This window comes from Streptomyces sp. NPDC057623 (assembly GCF_042800355.1).
Classification (GTDB): domain Bacteria; phylum Actinomycetota; class Actinomycetes; order Streptomycetales; family Streptomycetaceae; genus Streptomyces.
In genome coordinates, this window is sequence record NZ_JBHVGZ010000033.1 from 32,156 (window position 1) to 46,167 (window position 14,012).

Annotated in this window: 12 protein-coding genes and 1 pseudogene; 7 read left to right on the top strand and 6 right to left on the bottom strand. The window is 70.9% G+C overall.

Translation table 11 applies throughout. The features are described 5' to 3' along the window. Positions 1 to 25: 25 nt before the first annotated feature. A complete protein-coding gene (locus tag ACFU95_RS28835) occupies positions 26 to 1,690 on the bottom strand; it encodes a class I adenylate-forming enzyme family protein (RefSeq protein WP_383832909.1) in 1,665 nt (554 codons plus the stop codon). Then, the gene (locus tag ACFU95_RS28840; protein ID WP_383832911.1) at positions 1,687 to 2,460 is read right to left on the bottom strand and encodes an SDR family oxidoreductase; all 774 of its coding nucleotides are present in this window, start codon (positions 2,458 to 2,460) and stop codon (positions 1,687 to 1,689) included. The genes ACFU95_RS28835 and ACFU95_RS28840 overlap by 4 nt, the downstream gene beginning before the upstream one ends. 189 nt (positions 2,461 to 2,649) lie before the next feature. Between ACFU95_RS28840 and ACFU95_RS28845 the strand changes: the two genes are divergently transcribed. Together ACFU95_RS28845 and ACFU95_RS28850 are read left to right on the top strand one after the other, a co-directional pair. Next, positions 2,650 to 3,882, top strand: a complete 1,233-nt coding sequence (locus ACFU95_RS28845; protein WP_383832913.1) for an exo-beta-N-acetylmuramidase NamZ domain-containing protein — start codon at positions 2,650 to 2,652, stop codon at positions 3,880 to 3,882. A gap of 107 nt (positions 3,883 to 3,989) precedes the next feature. After that, entirely contained in the window at positions 3,990 to 5,333 is a 1,344-nt protein-coding gene (locus ACFU95_RS28850; protein ID WP_383832915.1) for a serine-threonine protein kinase, read from the top strand. 34 nt (positions 5,334 to 5,367) lie between these two features. Here the strand turns inward: ACFU95_RS28850 and ACFU95_RS28855 are convergent, their stop codons facing one another. After that, positions 5,368 to 8,166 (bottom strand): penicillin acylase family protein, encoded by a 2,799-nt coding sequence (locus ACFU95_RS28855; RefSeq protein WP_383832917.1) that lies wholly within the window; start codon positions 8,164 to 8,166, stop codon positions 5,368 to 5,370. A 230-nt stretch (positions 8,167 to 8,396) separates the two neighbouring features. Between ACFU95_RS28855 and ACFU95_RS28860 the strand changes: the two genes are divergently transcribed. The 4 genes and pseudogenes from ACFU95_RS28860 to ACFU95_RS28875 all read left to right on the top strand — a co-directional run bounded on the left by ACFU95_RS28860 (position 8,397) and on the right by ACFU95_RS28875 (position 11,767). After that, on the top strand, positions 8,397 to 9,002 hold the full coding sequence (locus ACFU95_RS28860; protein WP_383832919.1) for a hypothetical protein: 606 nt from the start codon (positions 8,397 to 8,399) through the stop codon (positions 9,000 to 9,002). A gap of 66 nt (positions 9,003 to 9,068) precedes the next feature. Next, entirely contained in the window at positions 9,069 to 9,797 is a 729-nt protein-coding gene (locus tag ACFU95_RS28865) for a 3-keto-5-aminohexanoate cleavage protein (protein ID WP_383833059.1), read from the top strand. A gap of 290 nt (positions 9,798 to 10,087) precedes the next feature. Next, a complete protein-coding gene (locus ACFU95_RS28870; protein WP_383832921.1) occupies positions 10,088 to 10,246 on the top strand; it encodes a hypothetical protein in 159 nt (52 codons plus the stop codon). A 421-nt stretch (positions 10,247 to 10,667) separates the two neighbouring features. Next, positions 10,668 to 11,767 (top strand): annotated as a pseudogene (locus ACFU95_RS28875) (RNA ligase (ATP)). Between the two features lie 89 nt (positions 11,768 to 11,856). On the opposite strand, the gene soxR reads toward ACFU95_RS28875, so the two are convergent. After that, the gene (gene soxR / locus ACFU95_RS28880) at positions 11,857 to 12,363 is read right to left on the bottom strand and encodes a redox-sensitive transcriptional activator SoxR (protein WP_383832923.1); all 507 of its coding nucleotides are present in this window, start codon (positions 12,361 to 12,363) and stop codon (positions 11,857 to 11,859) included. A gap of 120 nt (positions 12,364 to 12,483) precedes the next feature. Here soxR and ACFU95_RS28885 point away from each other — a divergent pair, with 120 nt between their 5' ends. Beyond that, entirely contained in the window at positions 12,484 to 12,945 is a 462-nt protein-coding gene (locus ACFU95_RS28885) for a MaoC family dehydratase (protein WP_383832925.1), read from the top strand. Between the two features lie 22 nt (positions 12,946 to 12,967). Here ACFU95_RS28885 and ACFU95_RS28890 read toward each other — a convergent pair whose 3' ends face one another. After that, complete coding sequence (locus ACFU95_RS28890; protein ID WP_383832927.1) at positions 12,968 to 13,591, bottom strand: TetR family transcriptional regulator; 624 nt, start codon at positions 13,589 to 13,591, stop codon at positions 12,968 to 12,970. Between the two features lie 60 nt (positions 13,592 to 13,651). Then, the gene (locus tag ACFU95_RS28895; RefSeq protein WP_383832928.1) at positions 13,652 to 13,951 is read right to left on the bottom strand and encodes a YiaA/YiaB family inner membrane protein; all 300 of its coding nucleotides are present in this window, start codon (positions 13,949 to 13,951) and stop codon (positions 13,652 to 13,654) included. Positions 13,952 to 14,012: the final 61 nt, after the last annotated feature.

Here is a 14,012-nt window from a genome sequence, read left to right on the forward strand (position 1 = left end):
GATGTCTGCCGACTGAACAGCCGTCTTACGCGCGGGAACGAAGGTCCCGTCGGAGGATCTTCCCACTTGCCGTCTTCGGCAGGTCGGGCAGGATCTCCACCTGACGCGGATATTTGTAGGCGGCCAGTCTCTCCCTGCAGTACGCGGCGAGTGCGTCGGGGTCGGCTTCCGCACCCGGACGGAGGCTGATGTACGCCTTGACGGTCTCCCCGCGGTACCCGTCGGGCACCCCGACGACGGCCGCCTCGCGCACCGCCGGGTGGGTGTAGAGCACGTCCTCGACCTCGCGCGGCCAGACCTTGAAGCCGGACGCGTTGATCATGTCCTTCTTGCGGTCGACGACGTACAGCCAGCCCTCGGCGTCCATGAAGCCGATGTCCCCGGTGCGCAGTTCGCCGTCCGGGAAGGTCTCGGCGGTGGCGTCGGGCCGCCGCCAGTAGCCGGGTACGACCTGCGGGCCGCGCACGAGGATCTCGCCCTGTTCGCCGAAGGGGACCTCCTGGCCCTGGTCGTCGACGATGCGTACGACCGTCTCGGGACCGGGCAGACCGACGGCCAGCGTCCCGGAGACCGGGTCGACGGGGGCCTCCAGGCCGGGCGGGACGGAGGCGCAGGGGGCGGTGCACTCGGTGAGGCCGTAGCCGTTGCGGATGTACGGCCCGAAGCCGGCCCGGAACTTCTCGACCAGGGCGGGCGGCAGCGGGGCGCCGCCGGAGGAGATCATCCGGAAGGAGGCGAAGTGATCCCGGGTGACGTCCGGATGGGCGGCCAGCGCCATGAAGGCGGTCGACGGGCCGACGGTGTAGTGCGGCCCGTGCTCGGCGAACGCGTCGAGCACCACCCCGGCCTCGAAGCGGTAGGCCAGCACCAGCGTGCCCGCGCTGTCGAGACAGGCGCCGAGCTGGCAGACCATCCCGGTGATGTGGAAGAGCGGCGCCAGCGCGAAGTAGACGGGTGCGTCGGGCAGTTCCAGGCCGGTGCGCTGCCGCTCCGCGTTGTACATGATGTTGCCGTGCGTGTTGGTGGCGCCCTTGGGGGTGCCGCTGGTGCCCGAGGTGTAGCTGATCAGCGCGATGTCGGACGGGCCGAGGTCACGGCCCTGCGGCGCCTTGTGTCCGGCCCGGGCCACGTCCGTCAGGTCGTCGGTGTCGTCGGCCTCCGGGAGCCGCTCGAAGGTCAGCACGCGCGCGTCGTCGCGCGTCTGGAAGTCCCGCTCGCACCCGGTGAGCACGATCCGCACCGGCGAGTCGGCCGCCGTCTCGCGCAGATACGCGTCCCAGGCCCGGTCGGAGCAGATCAGCGCGGCCACCTCACCGTCCCGCAGGACGTGCCCGACCTCCCCCGACTTGTACATCGGGTTCACGGGTACGACGACCGCCCCCGCCTTCCAGGCGCCGAGCAGGGCGAGCACGAAGTGCGGGGAGTTCTGCATCAGGATCGCCACGCGGTCGCCGCGCTCCAGGCCACGGGCGGCGAGGTGCCCGGCGACGGAGTCGCTGAGCTCGTCGACCTCGCGGTAGGTCAGGCGACCGTCGAAGTAGGCGAGGAAGGCGCGCTCCGGGGTCTCGGCGACCACCCGGCGCAGGGCGTGCACGAGGGTGTGGGCCGGGTCGACCGGGGCGCGCTGGGCGTCGCTGAGCAGGGCGAGCCAGGGCTTGGCCGCGTAACGGGAGGCGGGGGCGTCGGTCACCGGTTCTCCTCCCACTTCTGCTGCAGGTGGTTCATGTTGGTCAGCCAGCGGTCGGGCTCGGCGGCCCGCGCCTGGTAGTACCCGGCGACCTCGGGGTGCGGAAGGATCAGGAAGCGGTCCTCCGCCATGCCCTTGAACAGGGCGTCCGCCACGTCCTCCGGCGCGATGGCGGTGGGCTTCAGCACCAGGTCCCCCGCGCTGCCGGTGGCGTCCAGCATGCCGGTGCGCACGCCCTGCGGGCAGATGGCGTGGACCTTCAGGCCACGGTGCCGGTACGTCAACGACAGGTACTCGGCGAAGGCGAGGGCGCCGTGCTTGGTGACGGCGTAGGGCGCGGCGCCGATCATGGTGAGCAGCCCGGCGGCCGAGACGGTGGAGACGAACCGCCCGCTGCCGCGCTCCAGCCAGTCCGGGAGCAGCTCATGGGCCGCGCGGACGTGTGCCATGACGTTGACGTCCCACGACAGTGACCAGGACTTCTCGTCGAACGGCTGTCCCGGATCCGCGCCTCCGAAGGCGACCCCGGCGTTGGCGCAGTAGACGTCGACGGTGCCGCCGAGGGCGTCCCGGGCAGCCGAGACGATCGAGGAGGCGTCGCCCGGGACCGCGATGCCGCCGATCTCGTCGGCGACAGCGGCGGCCTTCACCCCGTCCAGGTCATTGACGACCACCCGGGCCCCTTCGGCGGCGAAGCGCCGCGCCAGAGCGGCCCCGATGCCACCCCCCGCCCCCGTGACGACCACTCCGGCACCTTGAACGGCTTCCACCATCGGTCTCCTTCGACTGCGGCTCGACTGCATGGCCAGACTAACCGGTCGGTATGTAGCAGGGAAGGGCCACCGCGACGCCCTCCAGGGGCGCGGGACTGTGTCCACTGTGCGGCTCCGCCGCGGGGCGCGACCAGCCACGCGTCGCCCGCGCACTCCCCACGACCGGCGGGAGCACATACGGTGCACCCCATGCGCCTATCCAGACGAGCTCTCCTCGCAGCGACAACGGCAGCAGCGTCCCTCCCCTCGGCAGCGGCGGCGTCCGAACGCCGCACCCGACCACGCACCGGCTTCGAGCGGCTCGCGGCCGACGGATACTCGGTCCTCGAAGGCCAGAAGGTCGCAATCGTCACCAACCCGACCGGCGTGGCCCGGGACGTCCGCCACGTCGTGGACGTCATGCACGTCGACGACAGAGTGAATCTGAGGGCCGTCTTCGGCCCCGAGCACGGCTTCCGCGGCACCGCCCAGGCCGGCGGCTCGGAAGGCCGCTACGACGACCCGGCGACCGGCCTGCCGGTCTACGACACGTATCTCAAGAGCGGTCAGCCCCTCGCGGACATCTTCACGGCCTCCGGCGTCGACACGATCGTCTTCGACATCCAGGACGTGGGCGCACGCTTCTACACCTACATCTGGACCCTCTACGACTGCATGGAGGCGGCCCAGCTGGCCGGCAAGCGCTTTGTGGTGCTGGACCGGCCGAACCCGGTGACCGGACGGTCGGCCCAAGGCCCGGTGCTGCACAAGGAGTTCGCCTCCTTCGTCGGCCGGCAGCCCGTTTCCCAGGCACACGGCATGACGGTCGCGGAGCTGGCGCGCCTGTTCAACGGGGAGTTCCTCACCACCCCGGTGCCACTGGAGACCGTACGGATGACGGGCTGGCGGCGGTCCGACTTCCACGACGCCTCGGGCCTGCCCTGGGTGCCGCCGAGCCCGAACATGCCGACGCCGGACACCGCCCTCGTGTACGCGGGCACGTGCCTCTTCGAGGGCACGAACCTCTCGGAGGGACGCGGTACGACCCGCCCCTTCGAACTGCTGGGCGCGGAAGGCGTCGACGGGCGCTGGGCGGCGGCCGCCAACGAACTCGGCCTCGCCGGTGTGCGCTTCAGGGAGGCGTACTTCGCCCCGACGTTCTCGAAGTTCCAGGGCAAGACCGTCGGCGGCGTACAGATCCATGTCCACGACCGCGCCGCCTACGACCCCGTCCGTACCGGAATCGCCCTGCTGGTGACCGCCAGGAAGGTCTGGAGCGGCTTCGGCTGGCGGCCGGACAACTGGATCGACAAGCTCACCGGCTCCACCCGGGTGCGCACGATGATCGACGCGGGCGCGGGCACCGACGACGTGGTGGCGGGCTGGCAGCGGGAGCTGGCGGCGTTCCGGCGGGTGCGCGAGGAGTACCTGCTGTACAGATGAGCGCCCCCGTCGTGTGCCGCTGATGGGTGACGACGTATGGCCAATCCCGCCCGGTAGCAGGACGATGCGCCCGTATCGCACCGCTTCGGGGGACGAGGGGGCCTGTCATGGCGGAACCGGCAGTGAGCGTGACTCCCTACTGGGAGCTGACCTTCGACGCGGACGGGGATCCGGACGCCCGGCGGCGGGACCGGCTGCTGGCCGGGGTGGCGCGGCACCACGTCCGTGACCTGATCGTCTTCGCGCACGGCTGGAACAGCGACCGCTCGGGGGCCACCCGGCTCTACGACCGCTTCTTCGCGCCGATCCCGCAGCTCGCTCCGGCGGCGAAGATCGGGTACGTGGGCGTGGTCTGGCCGTCGATGCGGTTCTCGGACGAGCCGATCCCGGACTTTCCGCGGGCTGTGGCGGCCGAGATGCCCCGTCGGCCGGTGCTCGACAAGGACACGCGGCACGCGCTGCTGGACACGTTTCCCGGGCGGGCGACCGTGATCGACCAGATCGCGCGGCTCCTGGACCAGCAGCCGCGCGAGGAAGCCGACCTGGAGGAGTTCGGGCGGCTGGTGCGGATGCTGGTGGATGTCGTTCCGCCGGGGCCGCAGGCGCTGTTCGCGGCGGACACGCTGTGCGAGGGGGTGCCGCAGGACGCGCCGGACATGTTCGCGGGCTCGACCGCCGCCCTGTGCGAGGAGTTCGCGCGGGCGCTGGCGCACCTCGAAGCGTCGGGCGGGGCACCGGACGGAACGCCGGACGCCGCGGCGCCCTCGTTCTCGCTGCCGAACCCCTGGGAGGGCGCCCACGAGCTGCTGCGGCAGGCGACGTACTACGCCATGAAGCGCCGCGCGGGGACGGTCGGTGAGCGGGGGCTCGGCCGGGTGATCGGGCAGCTGGCCGAGCGGGCGGACGAGGTGCGGGTGCATCTCGTCGGGCACAGCTTCGGCGCCCGGCTGGTGTCGTTCGCGCTGCGCGGGCTGCCCGAGGGCGTGCGCACGGTGAAGTCCGTGACGCTGCTCCAAGGCGCCTTCTCGCACTACGCGTTCGCGTCCCGGCTGCCGCACGACGCGCGGGCGGGCGGTGTACTGGAGGGCCAGCAGAACCGGGTCGACGGACCGCTGGTGTGCTGCTACTCGCGGCACGACTCGGCCCTGTCGACCATGTATCCGCTGGCCTCCCGCATGGCGGGGGACGCGCGCGGGATCGCGGCCCCGGACGTCGGCCGGATGCTGGGTGCCAAGTGGGGTGCGATGGGGCACGACGGGGTGCAGGCGGTGCCGGGGACCCGGTCGTTGCGGCTGGCCGACGCGCTCGGGGCGGAGCTGCCCACCTCGGGATGCGTGAACATCGACGCGGCGGCGGTCGTCAGGCGGGGCGGGCCGCCGGCGGGAGCGCACAGCGACATCGCGCACCGGGAGCTGGCACGGGTGGTGCTGACGGCGGGCCGTATCCACTGACCCGCCGCCGCTCACCAGTCACCTCGGACACAGGTCACCTGTGTGACGTGAACTCCACGACCTGCTGATACGTCGGCCGGTTCTGCCAGCTGATCCTGCCGTGCTTGATGCCGCCCAGCGTGCGCTGGACGATCGAGTCGGCGCACCACTGGTCGCCGGCCGAGCACTGGTCGTCACCGGGGTAGACCTGGGCCGCGGTCTTGCCGGCCGCCTCCTTCAGGGTGCTGATCAGAAGGTCCCGGCAGGCGCTGAGGCTGCCGCCGCCGCAGTACTTCCGGTCGAGCGGGCCCTGTACCGACTCACCGAGCACGGCCCGGATGTCCTTGTCGACGTAGCTCCACCAGCCGTACTGGAAGGAGCTTCCGGCGTGCGAGCCGGTCGGGCCGTGGGCGGCGGACGGGGACTCGTCGATGGGCAGGTTGGCGGTGATCGCGCCGTACAGCTCGCTGCCGAGGCCCGGTTCGAACTCGGCCTTGACCAGCAGCGGCCACCACGCGTCCAGGACGCGGATCGCGTCGGCGTCGGCGTATGTCTTCGAACCGGCCGACGTCTCGGTGCGCTTGCCGCCCGCCGCCAGCCACGCCTGGAGCCTGCTCACGGCCGCCGCGGCCGTGGAGTCGGTCACCGGGGAGCTGGTGACGACCTTGAGCAGGTCCGGCAGTACGTCCTCGGCCCGCAGGTCGGCGAGGCCCGCGTCGGCCATCGCCTTCACCAGCGAGGCGCGGGTCACCCCGCCCGCGTCGACCAGCTTCTTCACCCGGTTCTCCAGCAGGTTGCCGCGGTGGACGGAGCCGTCGCCCCAGGGGGCGGTCGTGTAGTCCTTGGCCTGCTTGTTGTTCCAGGAGATGTAGTAGTCCTGGTCGATGGAGTTGGGGTGGGCCGAGGGCGGCGTGTACTGCGCCGTGTTCGTGGCCGGGTCCCAGCCCCGCCACTCGTACGCCTGCTGTGCCCACACCGGGAACTCCGCGTCGACGCCGGTCGCCCGCACCGGGTTGTCGCCGCTGTTGTAGTAGGCGGTGTGCTCGGAGTCGACGTAGAACCAGTTGAAGGTGTAGTTGATGTGCTGCACCGCCTTCTGGAAGTCCTGCGGGCCCTTGAGGTAGTCCGGGTCGTTCAGCATCTGGAAGCCGATGATCGAGTCGGCCTCGTGCAGATAGGACGAGCGCAGGGTGGTGTAGGCGACCTTCTTGCCGCCGACGGTGGCGCGGTGCGTGACGGGACCGTACTTCGTCCGCCAGACCCGCATCGTGTACGAGCCCGCGGGGGTGCTGTCGGCGGTCGTCGGTTTCCAGGCGTTCTTCTGCTCGACCTCGTCCATCGCGGTGCAGGTGCCGCGGTACAGGTAGTGGTGGTCGTCCTGGCACAGCTCGACGGCGTAGGTGTCGATGATGTCCTGGCCGGAGGTGGTGGCGCTCCAGGAGTAGTCCTGGCCGCGGCCCAGCTCGACGTACATGCTCAGGCCGGCGAAGGAGGCGCCGCGGGCGCTGATGCCGGGTCCCTGGATCTCCTGGAGCAGCAGGAGCTGGGGTGCGAAGTAGCCGGTCTGCGGTCCGAAGACGGCGACCGGGTGGCCGCTCGCGGTGTGCTCGCCGCCCACCACGAGGGCGTTGGACATGCCGCGCTTCGCCGAGCTCATGGCCGTCTTGGCCGCCGTGGTGGAGGCGGTGCCCGCGGCGGATCCGGCCGCGCTGCCCGTACGGTCGTACACGAGCTGTTCCTCGGCCACGGAACCGGCGTCGGGCAGGGCCTCGCCCTGCGGGTCGTCGGGCTTGGTGGCGTACGGGAAGCTCTTGTCATGAACGGTGACGACCGCCTCGGGGTCGTTGCGTTCGCGGAACGACTCCCAGAGCTTGGTGCCCTCGGCCACGCCGTACTTCTCCTGGGCGGCCAGCAGGGAGATCGCGTTGTTGACCTCGCCGCCGCCCCCGGAGCCGAACAGGGCGCCGATGACGGAGGCCAGCGCGACCAGGTCGGTGATCTTGAAGTGCTCGATCGTGCCGGCGTTGGTGACGGAGTCCTTGTGGCCGGTCAGGACGTACTCGCCGGGGAAGTAGCGGCCGCTGTCGGAGGCGTCGATGTAGGAGTTGATGCCGTCGAGGTAGGCCCTGGCGTCGGCGAGGGCGAGCTGCCCGCGTTCGCCGTTGGTGGCGACGGCGTTGTCGATCTGGGCCTGGAGATCGGCTTCGGTGTAGGGCGCGTGGCGCCAGAACTGCTGCTCCAGACCCTGGTTGGAGGGCGCGCCGCCGGCGAACGAGGTGAGCTGGCCGCGTCCGACGTGACGGAAGACGTCCATGAGCCACAGCCGGTCCTGGGCCGCCGCATAGCCGGCGCCGAACTCGGTGCCGTATCTGGTGGTACCGGTGATGTGCGGGACACCGGTCTTCTTGTCACGGACGATCGTCACGTCGCTGCGCCCGGCGGGACTGAGGGTGGAGGCGACTTGATCGGACGGTACGCCGAACGAGGCGTCGTTGAAAAAGTTGTTGATCGTCGCGTTGGTCAGACCGGAGTAGCCCTTGGCGAGGTTGGCATAGGGGCCCAGCTGGTCCGAGGCGTGTTCGGGCATGGTGCCGAAGGCCTGGTTGAGCAGGATCTGGGCGAGGGTGGCGTTGCCGTTCTGACCAGGCGGAAGGACGTCGGAACACTGGTTGCCGCAGTGATCGGCGGCGGCCGTCGCCTCGGCTGCCGCGGCGGGGGCCGCGGCGGTCGCCGGGGAAAGCGGCGACAAAAGTCCGGCAATCAGAACGCATATGGATGCGGTCTTCAGGAACCCGGGGAATCTGCCGGGAGTTCTCAGTCCGACTAGGGCGTTGCGTGGGGCACGCCGTGGCATGGCCGCTCCTACCGACGAGGGTGAGCCGGGATGTTACCGGCGGTATCCCCGGGATTGAAGATGAACATGCGTCACGTTTGGGAGTCACAGGGCTCGCTTTGGAGGTCATCGGAAATCGGATGGAGCCGAATCGCATGTCGATACGTCTATTCGTCAACGCCGCGCGAAGTCCGTGCGGCGACGCCGAAGTGACCGAAGTACAGGTGCAGGTGTGACGGAGGTGCAGGGCGATGGCCGGTTTCCGGAGTCTGGCGAGACAGGTGCGAGATCCGCGGTGCGATCTGGCGCTACGGCGCTACTCGCTGCGTAAGTGCCTTGAGCGGTTCGCTCCTTACGGGCACAGGGCGACCTGGGACCACTTGTGCTCCCGGGCAGGGTTCGGTCCGGAGGACCGCTCCCCCGATCCTGCGCGGCTCGTGGCCGCGTTGGACGAGCTGGAGGAAGCGCGTTCGGTCTGGCTGGCCTACGAGGTCGAGTTCGCCGAGCGACGCAAGAAGGAAAAGCACGATGGACTGCGCAGGCCGGGCAGTGTGGACGACTGGCACCGGCTGACCTGGGGCGGTTTCGGAGTCGCCTGGTGCGACAACCCCCGGGTCCACCCGAACGAACCGCTGGCCGAGGTGCTGCGCCGGCTGATCTCCGCGCTGGAGCGGGACCCGGACGGTGTGTGCCCGGCGTGCGGCGGGGACCGGCTGATCTACAAGTACGACCTGGCCCATGAACCGTCGTCCGGCCCGGTCTGCACGGACTGCGGGATCGTGGTACCGCGTCCGGTTCTCACGCCCGAAGCGCTGGCGGCGTCCCGGCGCGAACGGCGATTGCTCATGTCCGCCTAGTACGACGGGGGTGCGCCGGGGATGCCGCACCCCCTCCTGTCGGCGCGGGATCGGCATGAGGTCGGAATGATCCAGGTGTGTCTCAACGGGACCCGAGGGGCCGGCGAAGGCGTCGTGGTGCCGCTCTCGCCGGAGGCGCTGGCCGGCTCCGCGGCCGAGGCGGTCGCGGCCGGAGCCACGGACATCCATGTCCACGCCAAGACTCCCTGCGGACGGGACAGCCTGTCGCCGCGCGTGCTGGCCCCGACCCTTGCGGCGCTACGGGCCCGGGTGTCGGTGCCGGTGGGGGTGACCACGGGCGCCTGGGCGGAACCCGACCCGATGGCCCGGGTGGAGCGCGTGCGGAGCTGGACGGTGCTCCCGGACCACGCCTCGGTCAACTGGCATGAGGACGGCGCCGAGGACGTGGCCGCGGCGCTGATCGAGCGGGGCGTGGGCGTCGAGGCCGGCATCTGGTCCGGCACCGACGGGGCGGCGCGGTTCGCCGGCTCGCCGCTGGGGCCGAGGGTGCTGCGGGTGCTGGCCGAGGTGACGGACCCGTCGCCGGAGACAGCCGAGGCGACCGCCCACGCCCTCCTCGCCGACCTGGGCCCGGCGTTCGGCCGTCCCGTGCTGCTGCACGGGGAGGACGACGGGGCATGGCCGGTGCTGAGGCTGGCGGGGCAGCTGGGGCTGGCGAGCCGGATCGGCCTGGAGGACACGCTGGTCCTGCCGGACGGGGAACGCGCTTTGTCCAACGCTCAGTTGGTGGCCACGGGGCTGGTTCAGTACAGACGGTCCCAGCGCTCACTCTGAGGAAGGGCGAGGACTTCGGCGCGCGTTGCCAGGCCGTACTCGCCCGCCGCGTGGAGGCGTGCGGCGCCGGGGCCGGTGAGCCAGGCGCGTGGAGGCGTGCGGCGCCGGGGCCGGTGAGCCAGGCGCGCAGGTCGAAGACTCCGGCGTCCATGGTGTCGTCGTACCACCAGGAGAACGGGGAGTCGTCCGACAGCAGGTCGTAGAGCCAGACGTCGGCGCACCGGGCGAGATGCGCGTCGGCGACCGGGCCGGACACCCATCCCTCCAGGAAGGGGGTCACCGTCCTGGCGATGGTGGCGCAGGTGTCGAAGACGACGTCGATGGCGTACGACGGCTCCGGCGTGGCGAGGGCGTGCTGCCACCAGGCGCGCAGGAACGCCTCGATCGCGGCGGCCTGCTCCGGCGGCCACGAGCGCCAGTCCACCCGCGTCAGCCCGTGCGCCCCGTAGCCGATCGAGCCCAGGGTGCCGTCGGCCATCGCCCGTGCTCCCTGCGGCAGCAGGCGCCGCATCACCGCCGGATGGTCATCGAAGTGGTTGGGCACCTCGAAGAGGTAGTACCGCACCGTGTCCACCGGTATCGGCACGTCCGGCGTGCGCAGATACGCGGTCTCCTCGGGCGCGTGGCAGTAGCCGCAGCCGGTCTCGGCGGGGCTCGCGCACCCGCTGAAGGCGGCGTCGATGTCGGCAAGGGCCGCGTCGAGGGCAGCTGAGGACATGGTGGTCGGTCCCGTCAGGACTCCGTGCGCGGCAGCGGGCCGCCGGCCGAAGATCGCGACGATACCAGCCGCATTTCCGGTCGCTCCAGCCCTTTCCCGTACGGACAGTTGGGGGCGATGAAACCCACCTGAGGAACACCGAGGAGCCCCTCATGTCGACGCTGCGCGTCACCGCCGAAGTGCTGACCGTCCACGAGCATCCGAACGCCGACGCGCTGGAGCTGGCCCAGGTCGGCCTGTACCGGGCCGTCGTCGCCAAGGGCGCGTACCGCACCGGTGAGGCCGCCGTGTACATCCCCGAGCAGTCCGTGCTGCCCGCGGGGCTGATCGACGAGCTGGGGCTGACCGGGCGACTGGCGGGCGGCAAGGCCGACCGGGTCAAGGCGGTCCGGCTGCGCGGTGAGCTGTCGCAGGGCATCGTGTGCCGTCCGAAGGCGCTGGCCGGCGTCGATCTGGCACGGGCGGCCGAGGAGGGCGCCGACTTCGCGATGGGGGTCCCCCCACGCCTTCAAGGCAGTGGGGGAGGCTCGGGATCACCAAGTGGGTGCCGCCGATACCGCCCACGATGTCCGGTGAGGTGGAGTCGGCACCGGACCTGCTGCCCTGGGTCGACATCGAGAACATCCAGCGGTACCCGGGCATCTTCACCCCGGGTGAGCCCGTGGTGCTGACCGAGAAGCTGCACGGCTCGGCCTGCCTGCTGACGTATGTCGCCGACGAGGACCGGGTCCATGTCTCCTCCAAGGGCTTCGGCGCGAAGTCCCTGGCCCTGAAGGAGGAGCCGCGGAACCTGTACTGGCGGGCGATGCGCGGGCACGGTGTCGCCGAGGCGGCGGCCCGGCTGGCCGAGCGGCTGGGGGCGCGCCGGGTGGGCGTCTTCGGCGAGGTCTACGGCGCGGGGGTGCAGGACCTGACGTACGGCGCCGACGGCCGGCGGGAGACCCTGGGGTACGCGGTGTTCGACGTGTCCGCGGAGATCGACGGCCGGGTGCGGTGGCTGGACGCGGCCGAGGTCCTGGAGGGTGAACTGCCCCTGGTGCCGAGGCTGTTCGAGGGGCCGTACGACATCGAGCGGGTACTGGAGGTGGCCACGGGGCGCGAGACGGTCTCGGAGCGGGAGCTGCATCTGCGGGAGGGCGTGGTGATACGCCCGGCGGTCGAGCGGTACAGCGCGGTGACCGGGGGTCGGGCGATCGCGAAGGCGGTCAGCCCGGCGTATCTGACGCGGAAGGGCGGAACCGAGTACGAGTGAGCGGTGCGGGGGTGCCCGGCATTGGCCGGGCGGTGCCCTTTTTGACGCCCATGAGCTCGGGGCCTCCGATGCGATGGCGGCTGCGGGTTCTATGTGGCTGGTCGCGCAGTTCCCCGCGCCCCTTGGGGCGTTGTAGCGCCGCTCTGCTCCGCCATCAGCCTCGAACCCGTCAGTCGTTCACCGAACACGTCGTCCGGGTTGGACAGGACGCACGTGTCCAAGGAAAGGCAGCCGCAGCCGATGCAGTCGGTCAAGTGGTCGCGGAGGCGGTTGAGTTGCTTGATGCGCTCGTCGAGTTCCGAGCGCCATGCCTCCGACAACCGTGCCCAGTCCTCGTGGGTGGGGGTGCGCTCCTCGGGGAGTTCGGCAAGGGCGTCGCGGATCGTCGCCAGGGGGATGCCGACGCGTTGCGCGGCCCGGACGAAAGCGACCCGGCGGAGCGTGTCACGGGTGTAGCGGCGCTGGTTGCCGGAGGTGCGGCGGCTGCTGATCAAGCCCTTGGACTCGTAGAAGTGCAGGGCGGAGACCGCCGCGCCGCTACGGGCGGAGAGCTGGCCTACCGTGAGCTCGTGGATCTTCTCGGGGATCTGGGGCACGCCCTCCAACCTACCTACCGCGTCACACCCGCGGTCCATTGACAGGGGCTTCGCTCGCTACCATACTAAGCAGTTGCTTAGACATAGTCATCCGGAACACGTGACGCGAGAGGCCTGGACATGGCAGAGCCGAGGATCTTCACCTCCGCCGACGACCTGAAGGCGGCGGTGGGCGAGCAGCTGGGGCACACGGACTGGCTGGAGGTCGACCAGAAGCGGATCGACCTGTTCGCGGAGGCCACCGGCGACCACCAGTGGATCCATGTGGACCCCGAGAAGGCCGCCGCGGGCCCCTTCGGGACCACCATCGCCCACGGGTATCTCACGCTGTCGCTGCTTCCGCTCTTCGGACCTCAGCTCATCAAGGTCGAGAACGTGAAGATGGGCGTCAACTACGGGACGAACAAGGTGCGTTTCCCCGCCCCGGTCCCGGTCGGCTCGCGCCTGCGCGCCACCGCCACCATCACCGGCGTCGAGGACGTGACGGGCGGCGTCCAGGTCTCCCTCGCCTTCTCCGTGGAGCGCGAGGGCGGGGACAAGCCCGTGTGCGTCGCCGAGTCCGTCTCGCGCTACTACCTCTAGACGGCCCCGGCCGCCCGGCGGGCTACTTCGCCCCCACCATCCGCAGCACGAGGTCGGCGTACAGCGCGCCGACCTCGTCGGGGGTCCAGTGGCCGTCGACGTTGAACCAGCGGGCCACGTCGATGCACAGCGACAGGACGGCGAGGGTCGTGCCCTTGACGTCCAGCACGTCGAAGTCACCGGCCGCCACGCCGTCCTCGATGATCGCGCGCACCTCGGCGTCGCACTGCCGGCGCAGCGCGAGGATCTCGTCGCGGGCGTCCGGGCCGAGGGAGTCCAGTTCGTACTGCACGACCCGGGCGGTGGTACGCCCCCCGGCGTGCCAGCGGACGAAGGAACTCACGGCGTCGGCGAGCCGCTCCGCGGGGGTGCCCTCGCGCCGGGCCGCCGTCCGAAGGATCTCCAGCGCCTTCTCGTGGCCGATCCGGCTGATCCGGTGGAGCAGCTCTTCCTTGGTCTTGTAGTGGATGTAGAGCGCGGCCGGGCTCATGCCCGCGCGGCCGGCGATGTCACGGGTCGTGGTGGCGTGGTAGCCGCGCTCGGCGAAGGCCTCCACGGCGGCGATCAGCAACCGCCGGGCCGCGTCGGGTGTGACCTCACCCCACGCCGACGTCTCTTCGCCGGCCGTGTCCTCCGCCGTACTCATCGCTCACTCGCCCCTCTCGCTGACAGAACCCCCACCATACCGCCGATACTGAGCGGGCGCTTAGCGAGTGGGCCGGGTCTTCTCGAAGGGGTCGTGCTCGGCCAGCAGCTTCTCCAGCCGTGCCTGGTCGACCCGGCTGACGATCTGCCCGGCCTCCTGGCGGTCCCGGATGACCTTGGCGAGCGTGAAGGCCGAGGTCACCAGGTAGAGGACCGCGATCGCCAGGAAGCCGCGCACCCAGGCGTTGGCGTTCAGCTGGTAGATGCCGATGCCGGTGGCGGCCATGGCGACCGCGAAGGACGCGACCGACTGGCCGTAGAAGGCGCCCGTGTTCTGCTGCTTGACCGGTGTCTCACTCATGGGGAACAGGGTCGGCGGTCGCGGTGGCGGCCACATCCGCCGAAGTACTCAGCCCGCTACT